The organism is Staphylococcus sp. HMSC62D11 (genome assembly GCF_001839145.1).
Lineage (GTDB): Bacteria > Bacillota > Bacilli > Staphylococcales > Staphylococcaceae > Staphylococcus > Staphylococcus lugdunensis.
Genome location: NZ_KV840195.1, coordinates 61,732 through 82,920 on the forward strand (window position 1 = coordinate 61,732; position 21,189 = coordinate 82,920).

The 21,189-nt window shown below is 34.0% G+C and carries 18 protein-coding genes and 1 pseudogene; 14 read left to right on the forward strand and 5 right to left on the reverse strand.

Annotated features, from left to right (window positions below; genetic code table 11):
* Nucleotides 1-2 precede the first annotated feature (2 nt).
* From lpdA to HMPREF3267_RS07970, 9 genes are all read left to right on the forward strand, one after another.
* Nucleotides 3-1,409, forward strand: coding sequence for a dihydrolipoyl dehydrogenase (gene lpdA / locus HMPREF3267_RS07930; RefSeq protein WP_002459422.1), 1,407 nt, complete (start codon nt 3-5; stop codon nt 1,407-1,409).
* Between the two features lie 203 nt (nt 1,410-1,612).
* On the forward strand, nt 1,613-1,900 hold the full coding sequence (locus tag HMPREF3267_RS07935; RefSeq protein WP_002459421.1) for a UPF0223 family protein: 288 nt from the start codon (nt 1,613-1,615) through the stop codon (nt 1,898-1,900).
* Nucleotides 1,901-2,228: 328 nt separating this feature from the next.
* Complete coding sequence (locus tag HMPREF3267_RS07940; protein WP_002459420.1) at nt 2,229-2,768, forward strand: helix-turn-helix domain-containing protein; 540 nt, start codon at nt 2,229-2,231, stop codon at nt 2,766-2,768.
* Between the two features lie 14 nt (nt 2,769-2,782).
* Complete coding sequence (locus HMPREF3267_RS07945; RefSeq protein WP_002478364.1) at nt 2,783-3,877, forward strand: ABC transporter ATP-binding protein; 1,095 nt, start codon at nt 2,783-2,785, stop codon at nt 3,875-3,877.
* Complete coding sequence (locus HMPREF3267_RS07950; RefSeq protein WP_002493062.1) at nt 3,870-4,667, forward strand: ABC transporter permease; 798 nt, start codon at nt 3,870-3,872, stop codon at nt 4,665-4,667. Before HMPREF3267_RS07945 ends, HMPREF3267_RS07950 begins: the two co-directional genes overlap by 8 nt.
* A 5-nt stretch (nt 4,668-4,672) precedes the next feature.
* Nucleotides 4,673-5,485 (forward strand): ABC transporter permease, encoded by an 813-nt coding sequence (locus tag HMPREF3267_RS07955; protein WP_002459417.1) that lies wholly within the window; start codon nt 4,673-4,675, stop codon nt 5,483-5,485.
* Nucleotides 5,482-6,555, forward strand: coding sequence for an ABC transporter substrate-binding protein (locus HMPREF3267_RS07960; protein ID WP_070823856.1), 1,074 nt, complete (start codon nt 5,482-5,484; stop codon nt 6,553-6,555). Before HMPREF3267_RS07955 ends, HMPREF3267_RS07960 begins: the two co-directional genes overlap by 4 nt.
* A gap of 72 nt (nt 6,556-6,627) precedes the next feature.
* A complete protein-coding gene (auxB, locus tag HMPREF3267_RS07965) occupies nt 6,628-7,674 on the forward strand; it encodes a lipoteichoic acid stability factor AuxB (protein WP_037545960.1) in 1,047 nt (348 codons plus the stop codon).
* Nucleotides 7,675-7,805: 131 nt separating this feature from the next.
* Nucleotides 7,806-8,261 (forward strand): DUF4064 domain-containing protein, encoded by a 456-nt coding sequence (locus HMPREF3267_RS07970; protein ID WP_002478361.1) that lies wholly within the window; start codon nt 7,806-7,808, stop codon nt 8,259-8,261.
* Between the two features lie 262 nt (nt 8,262-8,523).
* On the opposite strand, the gene HMPREF3267_RS07975 is transcribed toward HMPREF3267_RS07970, so the two are convergent.
* Together HMPREF3267_RS07975 and HMPREF3267_RS07980 are read right to left on the reverse strand one after the other, a co-directional pair.
* Nucleotides 8,524-9,876: an Nramp family divalent metal transporter gene (locus tag HMPREF3267_RS07975; RefSeq protein ID WP_002459413.1), complete on the reverse strand. Its 1,353-nt coding sequence runs from the start codon at nt 9,874-9,876 to the stop codon at nt 8,524-8,526.
* 260 nt (nt 9,877-10,136) lie between these two features.
* Entirely contained in the window at nt 10,137-10,748 is a 612-nt protein-coding gene (locus HMPREF3267_RS07980; RefSeq protein ID WP_062077486.1) for a YktB family protein, read from the reverse strand.
* 182 nt (nt 10,749-10,930) lie between these two features.
* Here HMPREF3267_RS07980 and HMPREF3267_RS07985 point away from each other — a divergent pair, with 182 nt between their 5' ends.
* A complete protein-coding gene (locus HMPREF3267_RS07985; protein WP_062077488.1) occupies nt 10,931-11,746 on the forward strand; it encodes an inositol monophosphatase family protein in 816 nt (271 codons plus the stop codon).
* A gap of 173 nt (nt 11,747-11,919) precedes the next feature.
* Here HMPREF3267_RS07985 and HMPREF3267_RS07990 read toward each other — a convergent pair whose 3' ends face one another.
* Nucleotides 11,920-12,117, reverse strand: coding sequence for a DUF5325 family protein (locus HMPREF3267_RS07990; protein WP_002478359.1), 198 nt, complete (start codon nt 12,115-12,117; stop codon nt 11,920-11,922).
* 98 nt (nt 12,118-12,215) lie between these two features.
* Between HMPREF3267_RS07990 and typA the strand changes: the two genes are divergently transcribed.
* Nucleotides 12,216-14,063: a translational GTPase TypA gene (gene typA, locus HMPREF3267_RS07995; protein WP_002459409.1), complete on the forward strand. Its 1,848-nt coding sequence runs from the start codon at nt 12,216-12,218 to the stop codon at nt 14,061-14,063.
* A gap of 156 nt (nt 14,064-14,219) precedes the next feature.
* Here the strand turns inward: typA and HMPREF3267_RS12765 are convergent.
* Both HMPREF3267_RS12765 and HMPREF3267_RS08005 read right to left on the reverse strand, forming a co-directional pair.
* Nucleotides 14,220-14,363: pseudogene (locus HMPREF3267_RS12765) on the reverse strand (DUF2197 domain-containing protein); the annotation flags it as partial.
* Nucleotide 14,364: 1 nt separating this feature from the next.
* Entirely contained in the window at nt 14,365-14,850 is a 486-nt protein-coding gene (locus tag HMPREF3267_RS08005) for a hypothetical protein (protein ID WP_002459407.1), read from the reverse strand.
* A gap of 143 nt (nt 14,851-14,993) precedes the next feature.
* Here HMPREF3267_RS08005 and HMPREF3267_RS08010 point away from each other — a divergent pair, with 143 nt between their 5' ends.
* The 3 genes from HMPREF3267_RS08010 (at nt 14,994) to HMPREF3267_RS08020 (ending at nt 20,807) form a co-directional block, all read left to right on the forward strand.
* On the forward strand, nt 14,994-15,272 hold the full coding sequence (locus HMPREF3267_RS08010; RefSeq protein ID WP_002459406.1) for an Fpa/YlaN family protein: 279 nt from the start codon (nt 14,994-14,996) through the stop codon (nt 15,270-15,272).
* Nucleotides 15,273-15,572: 300 nt separating this feature from the next.
* On the forward strand, nt 15,573-16,811 hold the full coding sequence (gene ftsW / locus HMPREF3267_RS08015) for a cell division peptidoglycan polymerase FtsW (protein WP_002478357.1): 1,239 nt from the start codon (nt 15,573-15,575) through the stop codon (nt 16,809-16,811).
* A gap of 549 nt (nt 16,812-17,360) precedes the next feature.
* The gene (locus tag HMPREF3267_RS08020) at nt 17,361-20,807 is read left to right on the forward strand and encodes a pyruvate carboxylase (RefSeq protein ID WP_062077492.1); all 3,447 of its coding nucleotides are present in this window, start codon (nt 17,361-17,363) and stop codon (nt 20,805-20,807) included.
* Nucleotides 20,808-21,189: the final 382 nt, after the last annotated feature.

Below are 21,189 nucleotides of genomic sequence, written 5' to 3' on the forward strand. Positions count from 1 at the left end.
ACATGGTAGTTGGAGATTTCCCAATTGAAACAGATACTATTGTTATTGGAGCAGGCCCAGGTGGCTATGTTGCAGCAATTCGCGCAGCACAATTAGGACAAAAAGTTACAATCGTAGAAAAAGGTAACTTAGGTGGCGTATGCTTGAACGTTGGTTGTATTCCTTCAAAAGCATTATTACACGCTTCTCATCGCTTTGTTGAAGCACAACACTCTGAAAACTTAGGTGTAATCGCTGAAAGCGTATCACTTAAATTTGACAAAGTTCAAGAATTCAAACAATCAGTTGTAAACAAATTAACTGGTGGTGTTGAAGGCTTATTAAAAGGTAATAAAGTGGAAATTGTTAAAGGCGAAGCTTACTTCGTAGATAACAATAGCTTACGTGTTATGGATGAAAAAAGTGCTCAAACTTATAACTTCAAAAACGCTATTATCGCAACTGGTTCTAGACCAATAGAAATTCCTAACTTTGAATTTGGTAAACGTGTTATCGACTCAACTGGTGCGTTGAACTTACAAGAAGTTCCAGGTAAATTAGTTGTTGTTGGTGGCGGTTATATTGGTTCTGAACTTGGTACTGCATTTGCTAACTTCGGTTCTGAAGTTACAATCCTTGAAGGTGCGAAAGACATCTTAGGTGGATTTGAAAAACAAATGACACAACCTGTTAAAAAAGGCATGAAAGACAAAGGTATTGAGATCATTACTGAAGCAATGGCTAAAAATGCTGAAGAAACTGAAAATGGCGTTAAAGTTACTTATGAAGCTAAAGGTGAAGAACAAACAATCGAAGCTGATTACGTATTAGTAACTGTTGGCCGTCGTCCAAATACAGACGAATTAGGCTTAGAAGAATTAGGTCTTAAATTTGCTGATCGTGGATTATTAGAAGTAGACAAACAAAGCCGTACTTCTATCGACAATATTTATGCAATTGGTGATATCGTTCCTGGTTTACCACTTGCTCATAAAGCAAGCTATGAAGCTAAAGTAGCTGCTGAAGCTATCTCTGGACAAGCTTCAGAAGTTGATTATATTGGTATGCCTGCTGTATGCTTCACTGAACCAGAATTAGCTCAAGTTGGTTACACTGAAGCTCAAGCTAAAGAGGAAGGTTTAGAATACAAAGCTTCTAAATTCCCTTATGCAGCAAATGGCCGTGCGTTATCATTAGATGATACTACTGGTTTCGTTAAATTGATCACATTAAAAGAAGATGACACACTTATCGGTGCACAAGTTGCTGGTAATGGTGCTTCTGATATCATTTCTGAATTAGGTTTAGCTATTGAAGCAGGAATGAACGCTGAAGATATCGCATTAACAGTACATGCTCACCCAACATTAGGTGAAATGTCTATGGAAGCAGCTGAAAAAGCTATTGGATTACCAATCCACACTATGTAATAGTGATTTATAAATCGTTTAGAGCCTAAGACATCATTATGTTTTAGGCTCTAAGCTATATATTGGCGGCAGTTGACTGAATTGAAAACACGCTTATACTAAGTTTTTTCAATTTAAATCAACCTTGCCAGGGCGGGAATACGAATTCAAAATGAACTCTGTCCCGCTCTCTTTTTTGCTATATTACTTAAGGAGGTAAATTAATGGAATATCAATATCCTTTAGATATGGACTGGACACATGATGAAATGTTAAAGGTGATTGCCTTTTTTAATCAAATAGAGCGCTATTATGAGTCATCTGTGTTATCCGATCAAGTTATAGCGCACTATCGAAATTTTAAACAAATTGTACCTGGAAAAGCAGAAGAAAAACAAATATTTAAAGAATTCGAGCAAAACAGCGGTTACAACAGCTACCAAGTCATTAAAGAAGCAACAACACAAAATAAACCAACACACATACAACAAAAAAACAACACAAGAACATAGGGGCCCCAACACAGAGGCTTTCAAAACGAAAGCCAACGAACAACGCGAGTTGGGGTGGGGCCCCAACAAAAAGAAATGCAACAAGCATTTCCACGGACAAAGCAAGTTGGGGTGGCCCCAACTTGGAGAAGTTCGGTCAGAAACCCAACAAGCAAAACAAGCTGAGATAATACTAAGAATCTTATTATGCATTATTTTTTTCCATTCATAATTAAATAATTATAAAAAGTATTGCAACATGAGCTGTATTTTGTTATTTTTATTAAGCATTAAACAAAATGTTTAATATTACTAAACATGATACAGCTATTTTTAGGTGGTTACATAGATGGATATTGGAATGAAATTGAAAAATTTAAGGATGCTCAAAAATTTAACGCAGGAAGAATTAGCTGAACGTACTGACTTAACGAAGGGATATATTTCTCAAATTGAGAGTCAACATGCGTCTCCAAGTATGGAGACATTTCTAAATATATTAGAAGTTTTAGGTACGCGGCCAAGTGATTTTTTTCAGGAGAAAACTAAAGAAAAGGTGCTTTATACAGCTGAAGATCAAACAATTTATGATGAATATGACAAGGGCTATATTTTAAAATGGTTAGTCACAAATTCAAATGAGTATGACATGGAACCACTCATGCTTACGTTAAAGCCTGGTGCATCATATAAACATTTTCAGCCTTCTAATTCAGATACCTTTATTTATTGTTTAGAAGGGCAAATTACTTTGTCACTCGGGAACCAACTTTATCGTGCAAATGCAGAAGATGTACTTTATTTCAGGGCAAATGATGTCCATCAATTATGCAATAACAGCAAGCAGAACGTTACGATATTGATTGTAGCAACTGCATCATATTTATAAGGAGTTATGACGTTATGCAACCATTATTATCATTTAAATCAGTGAGTAAAGGCTATGATGATTTAAATATTCTTGACCATATGGACTTAGATATTGAATCAGGCTATTTCTATACTTTATTGGGTCCATCAGGATGTGGTAAGACGACTATTTTAAAGCTTATTGCGGGGTTCGAGACACCAGACAGTGGAGAGATTATTTATCAAAATCGTTCTATCGAAAATTTACCGGCTAATAAACGTAAGGTCAATACCGTTTTTCAAGATTATGCGTTATTCCCGCATCTCAATGTTTATGATAATATTGCTTTTGGTTTAAAGCTTAAGAAATTATCTAAAAAAGATATTGATCAAAAAGTGACAGATGCCTTGAAGTTAGTAAAGTTATCAGGTTACGAACAGCGCAGTATTAATGATATGAGTGGTGGTCAAAAACAACGTGTAGCTATAGCTCGAGCGATTGTTAATGAGCCAGAAATATTATTGTTAGATGAATCATTATCAGCCTTAGACTTAAAACTACGTACTGAAATGCAATATGAGCTCAGAGAATTACAATCACGATTGGGTATTACATTTATTTTTGTTACGCATGATCAAGAAGAAGCCTTAGCATTAAGTGACTACATTTTTGTGATGAAAGACGGTAAAATACAACAATTTGGTACACCAACAGATATTTATGATGAACCAGTGAATCGTTTTGTAGCTGATTTTATTGGCGAATCAAATATTGTAAATGGCACCATGGTCAAAGATTATGTAGTTAATATTTATGGGCAGGATTTTGATTGTGTTGATATGGGGATTCCTTCTGGTAAAAAGGTTGAAGTTGTGATTCGTCCAGAAGATATCTCTTTAATAGAAGCCGAAGCTGGTTTGTTTAAAGCTACAGTGGATTCTTTGCTCTTTAGAGGTGTGCATTATGAAATTTGTTGTGTAGATCGAAAGGGTTATGAATGGGTTATACAAACTACTAAAAAGGCGGATGTGGGTAGTGAAGTTGGTTTATATTTTGAACCAGAATCTATTCATATCATGGTTCCAGGAGAAACTGAAGAGGAATTTGATAAACGTATTGAAAGCTATGAGGATACTGATGATGAGTAATATTAAAAAGATACTATTAGTGCCTTATATATTATGGATGATTATCTTCATAATTTTGCCTGTATTATTGTTAATATATTTTTCATTTACCGATATAAATGGACATTTTAGTTTCACTAATTATCAACAAATATTTCAGTATAAGTATTTTGAAATGTTTTGGGACTCAATTCTTTATGCCGCATTAATTACTATGATCACGCTGTTCATCAGTTACCCAACTGCATATTTTATTAGAAACGCTAAAAATCCTAATTTCTGGTTATTAATACTTATTATTCCAACTTGGATTAATCTGTTATTAAAAACATATGCTTTTATTGGTTTGCTTAGTCACGATGGGCTGATTAATAAAGTACTTGGAATATTAAATGTTCCAAAAGTAGACATGCTATTTACATCAGCTGCCTTTTTAGTTGTAGCTAGTTATATTTATATTCCTTTTATGATATTGCCGATTTTCAACAGTATGAAATCAATACCTGTAAATCTAATTCAAGCATCTAGTGATTTAGGTGCAAACCCATTTACAACATTTAGAAAAGTGATATTGCCACTAACAAAAGAAGGTGTTTTGACAGGAGTACAAGTTACTTTTATTCCCTCATTATCGTTATTTATGATAACGCGATTAATTGCAGGTAACAAAGTAATCAACATAGGTACTTCTATTGAAGAACAGTTTTTAGTGATTCAAAATTATGGTATGGGAGCTACGATTGCAATCGTCTTAATTGTATTTATGGCACTCATCCTTATCATTACGAAATCTAACGATGAAAGAAGGTGACCAATGTGAAATGGTATGGCAAATTATATATAAGTATCTTATTGGTCATCTTATATGTCCCAATATTTTTTCTAATGTTTTATTCATTTAATTCTGGTGGAAATATGATACATTTTGAGCATTTTACGTTCGAACATTATCAAAGCTTATTTAAAAATGACAAACTCATGGCAATTATTTTTAATACAATAGCAGTAGCACTATTGGCTGCATCAATTTCAACTGTTATAGGAACATTTGGAGCGATAGCACTCTTCTATTTAAGACAGAAGAAACTTAAAGTAACATTATTGACATTAAACAATGTACTTATGGTGTCATCTGATGTAGTTATCGGTGCTTCATTTTTAATTATGTTTACTGCGCTTGGACATTTTACGGGAATCGGATTAGGTTTCGGTACTGTTTTAGCATCGCATATTGCGTTTTGTATTCCAATTGTAGTTATTGTTGTTTTACCACAACTTTATGAAATGAATCACAATATATTAAATGCTGCACGAGATTTAGGAGCAACAGAATCACAAATTTTAAGTCGCGTACTTATTCCAAATTTAATGCCTGCGATTATAGGTGGTTTTTTTATGGCTTTAACATATTCATTAGACGATTTTACGGTTAGCTTTTTTGTGACTGGGAATGGTTTTAGTGTCCTATCAGTTGAAGTCTATGCCATGGCTAGAAAAGGAATAAGTATGGAAGTAAATGCGATCTCAACACTGTTATTTGTTGTTATCGTCATTGGTATAGTTGGTTATTATGGTATCCAGCGTTCCTTAAAGCGTAAACCTAGATTGAAAAGAGGTATGCTACGATGAAACAGTTTCTTCAATTAGTTTGCGGCGCGCTGGTTATTGGATTACTTTGTCTAGGGATAAGTCATCTTTTTAGTGGACATGAAAAAGCAAAATCTGGCAAAAAAATATATGTTTATAATTGGGGAGAATACATTGATCCTGAATTGATTAAACAATTTGAAAATCAAACGGGGATAGAAGTTATATATGAAACGTTTGATTCTAACGAGGCGATGGAAGCCAAAATAAAAAATGGTGGTACTCGCTATGACGTTGCTTTTCCAAGTGAATATACGGTACAAAAATTAAAGCGTGCAAACTTACTTGTGCCATTGAATCATCATAAATTACCTAATATGCGAAATTTAGACCCAGATTATTTAGACAAGTCTTATGATAAGGGAAATCAATATTCTATTCCATATTTTTTTGGTACAGTGGGTATATTATACAATAAACAAGCATATCCAGACGCGTCATTTAATCATTGGTCTGATTTATATCAAGAACGATATCGTAATGATGTATTACTTGTCGATGGGGCGCGAGAAATTATAGGATTAAGTTTAAATAAATTAGGTTATAGTTTAAATGACACCAATTCACAACATTTACGACAAGCTGAACAAGATTTGAAAAAGCTAGGACCACAAGTTCGAGGCGTTGTTGGTGATGAAGTAACAATGATGTTGCAGCAAAATGAAGGTAACATCGCGGTAGTGTGGAGTGGTGTTGCTGCACCACTTGTGCAAGGAAGCGATAAGTATAATTACGTTGTTCCTAAAGAAGGCTCCAATCTATGGTTCGACAATATGGTGATACCAAGGACAGCTCAAAATAAAGAGGGCTCATATCAATTTATAAACTTCCTTTTAGATGCGGAAAATAGCAAGAAAAATACGGAATGGGTAGGCTATGCGACACCAAATAAAGCAGCACGTCAGTTACTACCTAATGAAATTAGAAACGATCATCGTTTCTATCCAACACAACAAGAACAAGCCCGCTTAGAAGTATATAAAGATCTTGGTCAGCGAACACTTGGGAATTATAATGAAAGCTTTTTGAATTTTAAAATGTCGTTAAAGTAGCATAAAATTGTAGTTATTTAAGTTAAAATTCGATATAATTATTTGATAAGGATGGTAAGGGAGTTGTAATAAATGTCAGGAGAACAGTATACTCAAATCAAACGGCCTGTAAGTCGTTTAACTGAAAAAATACTTGGATGGTTTAGCTGGATTTTCTTGTTGCTAATGACAATTATTACTATGTTTATTGCATTAGTTTCATTCAGTAATGATACGTCAATACAGAATTTAGAAGCCACATTAAATAACAATGATTTAATTCAACAAATATTAGGTAATAATGGTTTTAATACAACTCAGTTTGTAATTTGGTTACAAAACGGTATTTGGGCAGTGATAGTATATTTTATTATTTGTTTGCTCATCTCATTTTTAGCACTGATTTCAATGAATATTAGAATATTATCAGGAATATTATTTTTAGTTGCATCTGTTGTTACGCTACCACTCGTACTTTTATTTGTGACATTAATCATTCCTATTTTCTTCTTTATCATTGCTATTATGATGTTTGCAAGAAAGAATAAGGTAGAAATAGTACCTGCATATGGCTATCCTGGTTATGATGATAACTTTGATTATCGCTATAATGAGCCGGATTATCAACAACAGCCACCGATATATGATGATTATGAACGTCATCAGCCTAACGACGACATGGCATATCACATGCCACAAGAAACGAGCAATTCATCATTTAACGAAGATGATAAATACGATCAATATCCTAAACGTGCGATTATGAGCGACTATCAATCAACAGACGATGAAGATGAAACACCACAAGTACTCTCAAGACAGGCAAAATATCATAAGAATAAATATCAAGATGAATTTAGCGATGAAGGAGCTGCCCCATTTAATGAAGCAGTTGTCCAACAAGAACCGGTATTAGATAAAAAAGAGTTAAAAGCGCAACGCAAACAAGAAAAAGCTGAAATTAAAGCAAGAAAACGTGAAAAACGAAAAGCTTATAATCAGCGTATGAAAGAAAAACGTAAAAATCAGCCAAGCGCAGTAAATCAGCGACGTATGAACTATGAAGAGCGTAAACAAATATTTAATCATGAAAATAGTGCAAAAGATCAGCAAGAAAGTCATCTTGATGATTCAAAATAAACTATGAAGTAAAGCGCGGAGCATCAAGTCAATAAAGACTGATGTTCCGCTTTTTATTATTATAATGTATTCGCTTTTAACATATATTTTTAGTATGATAGATATTGAGTACAATAAGGGAGAGTTGCTATTTGAAGACAAAGAAAGAGCTGGTCATTGCATGGATAGCAAATGGTCTAAGTCTAATTTTTTTGCTTTTTAATATCTTATCCATGCTTTTAACAGATGAAAAGAATAATGTGAAAGAATATGAACAAATGGCGAAACAATTTGCTGGTAAAAACGTTACAGTAACCCCAGAGCTAATTCATTTTATTATGGTGTTTTTCATAGGCATTTTAGCATTTTCAACTATATTGGGAATCGCTGCGACAACATTGATAAAAAATCGTTCACTTATTGCAATATTTCTATTTATTTCTGCAGTTTTAATAGGACTATTTAGTATGAACATCATTGCAATGATTTTATGGTTAATCGTTATTGTGTTGTTGATTGTTAAAAGAAACCAATATAAAAATGATTCCGATTGGCATGCAGAACAATATAAACATGCAGAAAAGAAAGAAAATCCATATATCTATTAAATGAAAAGTTGAAGCATTACGTGTATATTAATAGCGTTTAAGACATAATTTATAAAATAAAAGCTCGTAAATGATTTTTCACAATCATCTACGAGCTTTTTTATCTTGATACTTCATATTGAATAGCTTGGTTCTCCTAGAAGAACGTTCATAACCAATCCCAAATGAAAGGGTTTGTAATCTTTCGCTTTGAAAAATTTTTACCGAGTCTCGGTCTTTAGCATGTCCTATAGATCGAGTTTTATTTTAAATTAGGAGCCATTTATATAAATTCTTTAAATGTTTCGATAATCAAATAAACATTTAATACACTTAAAACAATGATAAGTATCCATGAGCAATAATTAACCCATGATTTATTTACGAAAGGTCCCATTAGCTGTTTGTTACTTGTAGATAGCTGCAACGGTATAAGTGAAAACGGCAAGGCAATACTTAAAAATACTTGTGAAAATACTAGTAATTGTTCAATTTTCTCTTCATTACCTTTAAAAATGATGAGGCAAATAATAACTGGAATAACAGCAATTGCTCGAGTGACAAGACGTCTTAACCAGTTAGGTAATGAAATATTTAAAAAACCTTCCATAACAATTTGACCTGCTAATGTTCCTGTAATGGTCGAATTTTGACCTGAAGCTAACAAGGCAACAGCAAAAAGTGTACTCATGATAGCACCTAACGCAGCTCCAAGAATAGGTTGTGTCCGTAATGCATGGTATAAATCATAAAAGCCACCTAGTTGATCTTGGTTAACGCCATAAAATAGTGATGCACCTAATACTAATAATAAACAATTAACTACAAAGGCAACGGATAATTGTAGATTAGAATCAATTGTTGCATACTTAATTGCCTGTGCTTTTTCTTTTATAGAGTGTCTATCATATTGGCGTGATTGGACAATAGATGAATGTAGATACAAATTATGTGGCATAATTGTAGCTCCAACAATACCCAACGCGATATATAAAATTCCATGATTTGTAATGATTTCTTTATGAGGAACAAATCCTTCTAAAATAGCTGTTGTACTTGGAGAAGAGATAAATACCTCAAAGACAAAAATGGCTAATACAGTAAAAATTAATGTTCCAACAATGGCTTCGATTTTTCTAAAACCAAATTTCATTATAAATAGTAATAAAAATACATCACAGACTGTAATAATCGCGCCAACAATCAATGGGATGCCTAACAACAAATTTAGTGCGATGGCACTACCTATAACTTCTGCAATATCTGTTGCTATAATGGCAAGTTCTGCAATAATCCAGAAAATAATTGCCACTGGTTTTGAAAGATAATGTTTTGTCATTTGAGCTAAATCATGACTGGTCGCAATCCCTAGACGCAGTGTCATGCTTTGCAGTAGCATAGCAGATAAACTGGATATTAAGATAATAAATAATAAGGTATATCCAAATTGTGCTCCACCTTGCATTGAAGTAATCCAATTTCCGGGGTCCATATAACCAACAGCAACTAATAGGCCAGGGCCCAAAAATGCTAGAAATTTTTGGCTTGATGTACCATTTGAATCAAATTTAATCGTATTATTAATTTCATCTAAGCTTAGATGTTTAGGTTGATGTGTAGTGTCTCTCTTATTCATTCATAAAACTCCTTAATAGTAGATGTATAAATATTAACCTAAAATAAAAATTAGGTCAACCTAAACTTTTTTTATTATTAGAAAAAAATTATGCTTATTTAAGAAAATATATATTTTTTTGGTCAGTACGATAACACCTAGTTATAGTATCAACTATATCGGTTGAATGCATAAACAATAAAACGCAATTAAAAAACTGCCACTGACATTTGAAATGATTCATTGTCAGTGGCAAGGTTAGAATAATTATATGGCTAAAATTATGCGTAGAATTTAATAAATTCGTTAAATGTTTCTTCAACAAAATTTAGGAAAGCTCGATCGCTTTTTAAGCGTTTATCGTTTGGTGCAAGTGTACGTGAAACAAAGAATTCGCCTTTTTTCACATTTTTGACTCTATCAATTGCTTCATGTAATTCGTCGACGGATAAGTCTTTGATAAGTGGTTTATCAGGTTTCATGTGATCAAGGCAAATGCGATAATCTTCAGGTAAATGTGTTAACGTATCGAAGTGTTTATCAAATGTCTTAACACGTTGGGCTTTATCTTTAGTTTCGTGCATAACGCCATACATGATAAACAGATGGTCTTTAAATAGCCCAATTTGAAAATGAGGCAACATTTTATAACCACGTTTATTCGTTGCAAATGCTACCCATGTGTCTTTAGGTGGATTAACACTGCGACGTGCATGCTTTGCTACATGTGAATAAAATGTTTCACCTGTTTGAGATGTAAAATAATCAGCAAAATAATCTCCTAAAGCACGTAATTGAGGTCTAACATGCGCTTCTAGAGCTTCCATGCGTGCATCTAAACCGTCGACATCAAATGCTTTAAAATCTTTTTGTTTAAACGTATACTTAGTCATTGTTTAACTCCTTTATAATGGAATAAGGTTGTTACTATTGTAGCATAAGTCCACACTATTCGACTTCGAAGTTGATTATAGAAATAACGTTTAAAGATCTATTGAAAAGGAAAACAAAATTGTATTGTATATAACAATGTAGGTGGAATCATGTATAATGATAGATAATAGGAGATGGTACCGTGGCACTATATGATTTTGCGAAAAGTTTAATACTAGAAGCAGGCAATAATGTTAGATTAATGATGAAAGAAAAGTTAAGTATTGAAACGAAATCAAATCCGAATGATTTAGTAACTAATGTTGATAAAGCAACAGAAACATATATTTATGAGGCAATTCACTCCAACTATCCTGAACATAAGGTGATTGGAGAAGAAGGACATGGACATAACATCAGAAATATTGATGGAGTAGTATGGGTTGTCGATCCTATTGATGGCACGCTTAATTTTGTGCATCAACGTGAAAATTTTGCGATTTCTATTGGTATTTATTACAACGGAGAAGCCTATGCAGGATTTGTTTATGATGTTATGAAAGATGTTTTATATCATGCAAAAGTACATGAGGGAGCCTTTGAAAATAATCATCGTCTTGAAGCAATTGGTACATCAGAATTAAAATCAAGTTTAATTGGTATAAATCCTAACTGGGTAACAAAGCCTATCATTGGGCCGATTTTTCAGCCAGTTGTAAATCGTGCTAGAAGTTCCCGTGCATACGGGAGTGCTGCACTTGAAATTATTGCTGTAGCTAAAGGACAACTAGCAGCATACATTACACCAAGATTGCAACCTTGGGACTTTGCTGGCGGGTTAATTATACTAAATGAAGTTGGTGGCAAGGGAAGTAATTTGTTAGGAGAAACTTTAGAGATTACACATCCTGATTCTGTTTTAATGGCTAATCAAACAGTTTACGAAGAACTTCTTCAACAGTTCTTTTTACCACATCAACAAACTTTAACAGAATTACATGCTAAATATTACAAATAAAAGAGAGCGGAACAGAATGCATTATAAATTCGAAGTCCCGCCCCAGCATGGTTGACTAGGATTGAAAAAACTTGGTATAAGCGTATCTTTAATCCAGTCAACTACTGCCAATATAGAGTTCAGAGCCCAGAACAAGAATGATGTTCCAGGCTCTTCTAATATTCATCTGAAGTTTATAGCCAATGATTATTACGATATTTTTTCTTAAGTGTAAAGCCTATGCCAAATATTGCAATGAGTAATATAAGTGTTAAAATCATCATTGGAACACTTCCAGCACCAACACTGAAGCTAAATAGCACTAAAAATATAACAGCTAAGATTGATAATATCCAAAATATAGATTTTGATTTTTGTTTTTGATTTTGCATACCCCACCCCACCTTTTGCTTATCATTTCTTAATAGTATGATATAATAAAAAAGTTGTAATTAAAAGTGGGAGTTTACCTAAGAAAGGAAATAATAATATGACTAATAGAAGAGAAGATGTACGTAATATCGCAATTATTGCTCACGTCGATCATGGTAAAACGACATTAGTAGATGAATTACTTAAACAGTCGGGTATTTTTAGAGAGAATGAACATGTTGACGAGAGAGCGATGGACTCTAATGATTTAGAGAGAGAACGTGGTATTACAATTCTTGCCAAAAATACTGCAGTCGACTATAAAGGAACAAGAATTAACATCTTAGATACACCTGGACACGCTGATTTTGGCGGTGAAGTAGAGCGTATCATGAAAATGGTTGATGGTGTCGTTTTAGTAGTAGATGCGTATGAAGGTACGATGCCACAGACACGTTTTGTATTGAAAAAAGCATTAGAACAAAATTTAAAACCAGTTGTGGTTGTTAATAAAATTGACAAACCATCTGCTAGACCTGAAGGTGTAGTAGATGAAGTTCTAGATTTGTTTATCGAATTAGAAGCTAACGATGAGCAATTAGATTTCCCAGTAGTTTATGCTTCAGCTGTAAATGGTACAGCGAGTCTTGATGCTGAGAAACAAGATGAAAATATGCAATCACTATATGAAACAATTATTGATTATGTGCCAGCACCAATTGATAACAGTGATGAACCATTACAATTCCAAGTAGCATTATTGGATTATAATGATTACGTTGGCCGTATTGGTATTGGGCGAGTTTTCAGAGGGAAAATGCATGTAGGTGATAATGTTTCATTAATTAAATTAGATGGCAGTGTAAAAAATTTCCGTGTGACTAAAATATTTGGTTATTTCGGCTTAAAACGTGAGGAAATTGAAGAAGCGCAAGCCGGTGATTTAATTGCTGTTTCTGGTATGGAGGACATTAACGTAGGTGAAACGGTTACGCCAACGGATAATCAAGAAGCATTACCGGTGTTACGTATTGATGAGCCTACATTAGAAATGACATTTAAGGTGAATAATTCACCATTTGCTGGGCGTGAAGGAGATTTTGTGACAGCACGTCAAATTCAAGAACGTCTAGAACAACAGCTTGAAACAGATGTTTCCTTAAAAGTATCACCAACTGACTCTCCTGATACATGGATTGTTGCTGGTCGTGGAGAATTACATTTATCTATTTTAATTGAGAATATGAGACGTGAAGGGTTCGAGCTTCAAGTATCTAAACCACAAGTTATTTTAAGAGAAATTGATGGTGTATTAAGTGAACCATTTGAACGTGTTCAATGTGAAGTACCTTCTGAAAATGCAGGTGCTGTGATTGAATCATTAGGTGCACGTAAAGGCGAAATGGTTGATATGACAACAACGGATAATGGTTTAACGCGCTTAATCTTTATGGTTCCAGCACGTGGTATGATTGGTTACACAACTGAATTCATGTCTATGACACGTGGATACGGTATTATCAATCATACATTTGAAGAGTTTAGACCGCGAGTGAAAGCACAAATTGGTGGTCGTCGTAATGGTGCATTGATTTCAATGGATCAAGGTCAAGCAACAGCATATGCCATTATAGGTTTAGAAGATCGTGGTGTTAACTTCATGGAACCAGGTACTGAAGTATATGAAGGTATGATTGTTGGAGAACACAATCGTGAAAATGATTTAACTGTAAATATAACAAAAGCAAAACACCAAACAAACGTGCGATCTGCAACAAAAGATCAAACACAAACAATGAATCGTCCTAGAATTTTAACGTTGGAAGAAGCGTTAGAGTATATTAATGATGATGAATTAGTAGAGGTAACACCGCAAAGTATTCGTTTGAGAAAGAAAATTTTAAACAAAGCAGCACGCGAAAAAGAAGCAAAACGTGTAAAACAAATGATGCAAGATAACGAATAAAATAGATTAGTAAGTGATATAAAAAAGCTGATTGAAGTATTGACTTCAATCAGTTTTTTTAGTCTTTGCAGTTTTTTTATTCTTCTTGAGCGACTTTTTCGGCTGTTTGTGACAGCGTTTATCTGTTGCATTTCTTTGAGTCTCTTGTGTATAAGGTCGTTGTTTAGGTTTATCCAGTCGACTCTTACAATCATCGCACATAAACGTGCGTATAGGATTATTTTGTAATCGCTTAGCTTCAACGGTTGCTTCATCAATAAATACTTTGCGATCACAAATGATACATTGCACTTCACGCAAATTAAATCACCTCGATATGAGTTATATGCTTAAACTGGTAATCATATCCTTTATTTTGTATATAAACAAAACTATCAACAGCATTGTCTTCATAGAGACGTTTACCATCTTTAGCGAATTGGAAAAATAAATAGGGGAGTAAATCTAATGGAACATCGATAGCATCTTGGTTTTTATCAATTAAGCGAATCATTGTTGCATTATTATGCGGTTCAGCATTTTTGAAAAACGGAGTCATATTAATGACGAAAGAGTCCTCTAAGACGGCACGTTTTTTATATTTAATCTCAGAATTAAGTGTTGGTGGGTTTGTTTGACCTTCAAGTATGGCACGATTCCATTCTCTATTATCATCAAATTCAATGGGTTTAGATCCGTCAAAAACGCCTTGTTCAAGGTCAGAAATACTGACTTTACGATCATCAAAAATCCAAGTTGTACTATCCAATGTAATCGGATATTTAACTTCACCTGTTATCTGTATCATTATATGTTCCACTCCCTAAATTTAAACTACGATTTCATTTTAGCATAAATTTAAAATTTCCTTTACTGAAATTCACTTGCTTTTTGGTATGTAGTAAGATAAACTTTTTACATGAAGATATTTAAGGATAGGGGGAGTATGTGATGGCGAACCAAACTAATTTAAAAAGTGTGGCATATGAACAATTAAACAAAGATGCAGATAGAATATTACAACTTATCAAAGTTCAAATAGATAATTTAACGTTACCATCTTGCCCATTATATGAAGAAGTTCTCGATACTCAAATGTTTGGCCTACAAAAAGAAGTTGATTTTGCTGTTCAACTTGGGCTTGTTGATAAAGAAGATGGCAAAGATTTAATGTTAAGACTTGAGAAAGAACTTTCAAAATTACATGAAGCATTTACAGATGTTAAATAATAAATGGTTGTTTTTAATAACTTATATATAATTAAGTGTTGCGTACTAACAAGATACATACATGCGGGTTGATGACAAGTGACTGGAGTATTAATTGAACTTAATATTCTCAGTCACTTTTATGTTAAGTATGATGAATGTTGTGTTTGATTTTGTTTATGAGCTATAGTCAGTTAATATTTGAGAAATAGCTCGCTTGAAGTATATAATAGTTTAGAAAGATTTCTTTACATAATTTTAAAATATAAATTTTTCAGATGGAATAACTAGTTTAAAATTTAGAATTGGATGATCAACTTTATGAATAATTTTAAAAATTTAATGAGAAAGATTGGTAAAACATCTAAATTTATCGATTATCCATTATTAATAGCTTATGTGATATTGTGCCTGATTGGATTAGTTATGGTATATAGTGCAAGTATGGTTGCTGCCACTAAAGGAACGTTAACTGGTGGCGTCGAGGTAGCTGGTACGTATTTTTACGATCGACAATTACTCTATGTTATTTTGAGTTTTGCGATTGTGTTTGTCATTGCATTTTTGCTAAACGGCAAAATTTTGAAAAACCCTCAAGTGCAGGTAGGTATTATGGGGACAATCATACTATTACTACTTTTAACGCTCATTATTGGGAAGAACATTAATGGTTCAAAAAGTTGGATTAACCTCGGATTTATGAACTTACAAGCGTCAGAATTACTTAAAATTGCCATTATTATGTATATCCCTTTTATTATTGATAGGAAAATGCCTAGAGTAAAAAAAGATTTTACTTTAATATTTGCACCTGTGGGATTAGTTTTATTCTGTTTAGCGCTTGTCTTTTTACAGCGCGATGTTGGGCAAACATTATTGATTATTATTATATTTGGTTCGATATTGTTATATTCAGGTTTAGGCTTTGAAAAGTTTTTCAAAGGAAAGTTCTTTATCATCTTAACGGCTATTGCTGCAGCTTTTTTCATAGTATTACTTATAGTGGCATTATCAGGACATTTGCCTGGCTATTTACAAGCGCGTTTTAGTACATTAGTTGATCCGTTCGCATCATCGGCTGGAACGGGTTATCACATTTCTAACTCACTTATAGCTATAGGTAATGGAGGTCTATTTGGTCGAGGACTAGGCAACAGTGTGATGAAGTTAGGTTATTTACCTGAACCACATACCGATTTCATCTTTGCTATAATTTGTGAAGAATTAGGATTAGTCGGTGGTTTATTCGTTATAGGCTTATTATTTTTTATTGTCTATAGAGCTTTTATACTTGCAAATAAAACGACATCATATTTCAATAAACTTGTATGTGTTGGTGTAGCAAGCTATATTGGCAGTCAAACATTTGTTAATTTAGGAGGCATTTCTGCAACCATTCCATTGACAGGTGTGCCATTGCCATTTATTAGTTTTGGTGGTTCGTCAATGATTAGTTTAAGCATTGCACTTGGCTTATTGCTTATGATTGGTAAACAAATTAAGAAAGAAGATAAATTACGCAAACAACGTCAAAAAAGTATGCCAAAACGCATAATGTAGTAACATCTATCTTTATAGCTATTTGAATCATTTATCATCCAAGATGTTGCTACATAGAAGCCTCTGACAAGTTGAAGAAGTCAATTTCTACTGAAACTCAATAGAAATTGACTTCTTCATTATTTCTATCATTAAAGTACCATTAAGACAAAATACGAAGCCCTTCACCAAAACACTTAAAAGTGGGGCCCCAACAAAGAAGCTTTCGAAATGAAAGCCAACAGACAACGCAAGTTGGGGATGCTGAAGTCTGTCTTTATATGTCAAACTATCTTTAATGCTATTTTGGCGAGATGTATGTCCTAGCTGGTTTTAATCATTTATGATTATTTTACTAAGTTTTAGATATAGTATAGCAACAAATACTGAATGATGATAAAATTAAATTATGATATATAATAACTTTTACTTATTCGCTTATGGTCAGTTTAGTTTGTGTATTGTTAGCATATTTTCACAAAATATTAATGGCTTTTTAGCGTAAATTAAGATAAAATTTTATTATCTAATTAGTTAGAATTTTCAAATAATAAGAGGGGTGTCACTGCTTTGAAACACATTAAAAAGTTACTGGTTGCCAACCGCGGTGAAATAGCAATAAGAATTTTTAGAGCAGCAACTGAATTAAATATTAAAACGGTCGCAATTTATTCTAATGAGGATAAAAGTTCTTTACATAGATATAAAGCTGATGAGTCCTATTTAGTTGGTAAAGATTTGGGACCAGCCGAAAGTTATTTGAACATCGAACGCATTATAGCTGTAGCTAAAGAAGCTGGTGCAGATGCCATACATCCAGGGTATGGTTTTTTAAGTGAAAATGAACATTTTGCACATCGATGCCATGAAGAAGGCATTAAATTTATAGGACCTCATTTAGATCATTTAGATATGTTTGGGGATAAGGTTAAAGCAAGAACAACTGCAATAAATGCGGATTTACCTGTTATACCAGGGACAGATGGACCGATAGAAAACTTTGAAAGTGCTCGTGCATTTGCGGATGAGGCGGGCTATCCGTTAATGATTAAAGCCACAAGTGGTGGTGGCGGTAAAGGTATGCGTATCGTTAGGGAAGCGAACGAATTAGAAGATGCCTTTCATCGTGCTAAATCTGAAGCTGAAAAATCTTTTGGCAATAGTGAAGTATATATTGAAAGATACATTGATAATCCTAAACATATTGAAGTACAAGTTATTGGAGATGAATTTGGCAATATTGTGCATCTATATGAGCGTGATTGTTCAGTACAACGTCGCCATCAAAAAGTTGTTGAGGTAGCGCCATCTGTTGGTTTGTCAAAAGAATTGCGAGAGAAAATTTGTAATGCAGCTTTACAATTAATGACTAAAATCAAATATGTAAACGCCGGTACGGTGGAATTTTTAGTTTCAGGTGAAGACTTTTATTTTATTGAAGTCAATCCTCGTGTCCAAGTAGAACATACGATCACTGAAATGATTACAGGTATTGATATTGTTAAAACTCAAATATTAGTGGCTGATGGTGCAAGCTTATTTGGTGAGGAAATTGGTTTACCACAACAACAAGATATTCATACTTTAGGATATGCAATTCAATGCCGCATTACAACAGAAGATCCTACTAATGATTTTATGCCTGATTCAGGTACAATCATTGCTTATCGTTCAAGTGGTGGCTTTGGCGTTAGATTGGATGCTGGTGATGGATTCCAAGGTGCTGAAATTTCACCTTATTATGATTCATTGCTTGTCAAATTATCAACGCATGCCGTGACTTTTAAACAAGCAGAAGAAAAAATGGAACGATCATTACGTGAGATGCGTATCCGTGGTGTGAAAACGAATATTCCATTTTTGATTAATGTGATGAGAAATGAAAAATTTAGAAGCGGTGATTATACAACTAAATTTATTGAGGAAACACCTGAATTATTTGATATACAACCGACACTGGATAGGGGAACAAAAACACTTGAATACATTGGCAATGTTACAATCAATGGCTTCCCAAATGTTCAGCAAAGACCTAAACCAGATTATGAAACGACTTCTATACCACGTATTGCAAAGAAACAAATCAATAGTTTGTCTGGTACTAAACAATTGTTAGATCAGCATGGACCAAATCATGTTGCACAATGGGTGCGTCAACAAGATGATGTCTTAATTACTGATACCACTTTTAGAGATGCACATCAATCTCTCTTAGCTACGAGAGTACGTACAAAAGATTTAATGAATATTGCTTCAAAAACAGCTGAAGTCTTTAAAGATAGTTTTTCACTTGAAATGTGGGGTGGCGCAACCTTTGATGTTGCATATAATTTCCTTAAAGAAAACCCATGGGAGCGATTAGAACGTCTTCGTGAAGCAATTCCAAATGTATTATTCCAAATGTTGTTGCGTGCGTCGAATGCGGTGGGGTATAAGAATTACCCCGATAATGTTATCAAGAAATTTGTTGCTGAAAGCGCCAAAGCTGGGGTAGATGTCTTTAGAATTTTCGATTCATTAAATTGGGTTGATCAAATGAAGGTAGCCAATGAAGCGGTGCAAGAAGCAGGTAAGATTTCTGAAGGTACCATCTGTTATACAGGTGATATTTTAAATCCGGAGCGTTCTAATGTCTTTACGTTAGAATACTATGTAAATTTAGCTAAACAATTAGAACGTGAAGGTTTCCATATATTAGCGATTAAAGATATGGCAGGTTTGTTGAAACCTAAAGCAGCATATGAATTAATTGGCGAATTGCGCGCAGCTGTTGATATGCCTATTCATTTGCATACACATGATACAAGTGGCAACGGATTGTTGACATACAAAGAGGCAATTGATGCTGGGGTAGATATTATTGATACAGCAGTCGCATCAATGAGTGGTTTAACAAGTCAACCAAGCGCGAACTCTTTATATTATGCTTTAAATGGCTTTGATCGTAATATGCGTACTGATATCGCTGGACTTGAAACGTTGAGTTATTACTGGGGGCATGTGCGTGATTATTATATTGATTTTGAAAGTGATATTAAATCTCCAAATACTGAAATTTACCAACATGAAATGCCAGGTGGTCAATATTCAAATTTAAGTCAACAAGCTAAAAGTTTAGGTTTAGGAGAACGCTTTGACGAAGTTAAAGATATGTATCGCCGCGTTAACTTCTTATTTGGTGATATCGTTAAAGTTACGCCTTCATCAAAAGTTGTTGGGGATATGGCACTTTATATGGTTCAAAATGATTTGGACGAAGAAAGCGTGATTAGAGATGGTCATAAACTTGATTTTCCTGAATCAGTAGTTTCTTACTTTAAAGGGGAAATTGGACAACCAGTTAATGGTTTTAATAAGCAATTGCGGGATGTTATTTTAAAAGGTCAGCAGCCGTTAACCGCACGACCAGGTGAATATCTGGATGATGTAAACTTTGATACAGTGCGTAAAGAATTGGCTAATAAACAACAAGAAGAAGTGACTGATCAAGATTTAATTAGTTATGTATTGTACCCTAAAGTATACGAACAATATATAGCGACTAAAGAGCAATATGGTAATTTATCATTACTAGATACACCTACTTTCTTCTTTGGAATGCGTCATGGAGAAACAGTAGAAATTGAAATTGATACTGGTAAACGTTTGATTATTAAATTGGAAACGATTAGTGAGCCAGATGAAAATGGCAATCGTACAATCTATTTTGTGATGAATGGTCAAGCACGACGTATCTACATTAAAGATGAAAATGTTAAAACAAATGTGAATGTAAAACCTAAAGCAGACAAGACGAACCCAAGTCATATTGGTGCGCAAATGCCTGGATCTGTGACAGAAGTTAAAGTTGCTGTAGGAGATGAAGTTTCTGTAAATCAACCGTTATTAATAACTGAAGCTATGAAAATGGAAACAACAATACAAGCACCATTCAATGGTATAATTAAGCAAGTCACTGTGGCAAATGGTGATGCCATCGCTACTGGTGATCTGCTTATCGAAATTGAAAAAAAATAACATAATAATAAAGGCACAAAAAGGGTCTGGGACATACATCTCAGAAAAACAGCAGTAAGATCATTTTCAATTAGAAAATATCTTGCTGCTGTTCTCTATTTTCACAATACTTCGTATTGAATGGCTTCGCTTTCCTAGGGTGCCGTCTCAGCCACCCCAACTTGCTTTGTCCGTTGGCTTTCTTTTCGAAAGCCTATCTGTCGGGGCCCCACCACAACTTGCTTTGCTTGGTGAAATGCTTTTCGCATTTCTCTCTGTTGGGGCCCCTGTCTTCGACTGGCACTGCTCCTTCAGGAGTCTCGCCATAAATACTACGTATTAACATGTAATTCTACCTTTAAATGCTTAAAAAAATAAGGCACTTTCGTATAATTTAATAAAC

Bases quoted from the DNA above. Each gene is read 5' to 3' on its own strand.
- lpdA (WP_002459422.1), top strand. From the start codon at position 3: ATGGTAGTTGGAGATTTCCCAATTGAAACAGATACTATTGTTATTGGA.
- HMPREF3267_RS07935 (WP_002459421.1), top strand. From the start codon at position 1,613: ATGGAATATCAATATCCTTTAGATATGGACTGGACACATGATGAAATG.
- HMPREF3267_RS07940 (WP_002459420.1), top strand. From the start codon at position 2,229: ATGGATATTGGAATGAAATTGAAAAATTTAAGGATGCTCAAAAATTTA.
- HMPREF3267_RS07945 (WP_002478364.1), top strand. From the start codon at position 2,783: ATGCAACCATTATTATCATTTAAATCAGTGAGTAAAGGCTATGATGAT.
- HMPREF3267_RS07950 (WP_002493062.1), top strand. From the start codon at position 3,870: ATGAGTAATATTAAAAAGATACTATTAGTGCCTTATATATTATGGATG.
- HMPREF3267_RS07960 (WP_070823856.1), top strand. From the start codon at position 5,482: ATGAAACAGTTTCTTCAATTAGTTTGCGGCGCGCTGGTTATTGGATTA.
- auxB (WP_037545960.1), top strand. From the start codon at position 6,628: ATGTCAGGAGAACAGTATACTCAAATCAAACGGCCTGTAAGTCGTTTA.
- HMPREF3267_RS07975 (WP_002459413.1), bottom strand. From the start codon at position 9,876: ATGAATAAGAGAGACACTACACATCAACCTAAACATCTAAGCTTAGAT.
- HMPREF3267_RS07980 (WP_062077486.1), bottom strand. From the start codon at position 10,748: ATGACTAAGTATACGTTTAAACAAAAAGATTTTAAAGCATTTGATGTC.
- HMPREF3267_RS07990 (WP_002478359.1), bottom strand. From the start codon at position 12,117: ATGCAAAATCAAAAACAAAAATCAAAATCTATATTTTGGATATTATCA.
- typA (WP_002459409.1), top strand. From the start codon at position 12,216: ATGACTAATAGAAGAGAAGATGTACGTAATATCGCAATTATTGCTCAC.
- HMPREF3267_RS08005 (WP_002459407.1), bottom strand. From the start codon at position 14,850: ATGATACAGATAACAGGTGAAGTTAAATATCCGATTACATTGGATAGT.
- HMPREF3267_RS08010 (WP_002459406.1), top strand. From the start codon at position 14,994: ATGGCGAACCAAACTAATTTAAAAAGTGTGGCATATGAACAATTAAAC.
- ftsW (WP_002478357.1), top strand. From the start codon at position 15,573: ATGAATAATTTTAAAAATTTAATGAGAAAGATTGGTAAAACATCTAAA.